Here is a 1,010-nt window from a genome sequence, read left to right as displayed (position 1 = left end):
TCAATAGCGTATCTGCCTCTTTGTGCTTATACTGGGCACATTGGTTACTAGCACGAAATTTCCATGAAACAATCTTTACAGATCTGGCTTGAAGCCGCTCGCCCAAAAACACTACCTCTGGCATTAGTCTCTATCTTAACGGGTAGTGTACTCGCCTACTCGGCGGGTCATTTTTCACCGACAATTGCCATCATGGCTTTCGTAACCGCGACGTTGCTGCAAATTCTATCCAATCTTGCGAACGACTACGGCGATGCCGTTCAAGGTACAGATAACGACAAACGCCTTGGCCCATTACGAGCGATGCAGTCTGGCGCGGTAAGTGCTAAACAGATGAAACAAGCGATTATCTTTAACATCGTTCTGACCGCAATCTCAGGCTTGGTGTTAGTTTTCTATTCACTAAGTTCACTGGAAAGCATTGTTACTTTTATCGGGCTGGGAATTTTGGCCATTCTCGCAGCCATTGCTTATACCATGGGTAGCAAACCATACGGTTACGTGGGGCTTGGCGATATATCAGTGTTCTTGTTTTTTGGTTTACTCGGCGTATCCGGTACCTACTTCTTGCATACCGGTCACGTAGACACCACGCTATTCTTACCTGCTTTAGGCTGCGGTTTACTCGCCGTTGCAGTACTCAACATCAACAATATGCGTGATATAGAGAACGACCGAGAGTGTGGTAAACGTACGGTGGCGGTACGCTTAGGTCAACGTAAAGCCAAACAGTACCACTTTATTTTACTTGGCGGAGCTATCCTTGCCTTTGCGGCTTACTTGTTAATTCAAGACAAACCCGTTTGGATTAGCTTGCCATTTTTACTTAGTATTTATTTCGTGGCCGATCATGGTAAAGCAGTTTGGCATACACAAAAGCCCGCTCAGATAGCACCAATGATGCCAGTCATCGTGAAATGCTCTCTAGTCACCAACGTTTTGTTTGCAACAATTGTGGTAGCTCAAACTCTAGTAAGTTAAAAAAGGATTGTCATTGCATTGACTTAATG

The 1,010-nt window shown here is 45.0% G+C and carries 1 protein-coding gene; it reads left to right on the top strand.

Going from position 1 to position 1,010, the window contains the following annotated elements:
• Positions 1-63 precede the first annotated feature (63 nt).
• A complete protein-coding gene (locus R7P35_RS26495; protein ID WP_104969015.1) occupies positions 64-981 on the top strand; it encodes a 1,4-dihydroxy-2-naphthoate polyprenyltransferase in 918 nt (305 codons plus the stop codon).
• Positions 982-1,010: the final 29 nt, after the last annotated feature.

Source organism: Vibrio sp. Vb0304 (assembly GCF_033338995.1).
Taxonomy (GTDB): Bacteria; Pseudomonadota; Gammaproteobacteria; order Enterobacterales; family Vibrionaceae; genus Vibrio; species Vibrio alginolyticus.
This window is presented reverse-complemented; position numbering and strand designations above follow the sequence as displayed.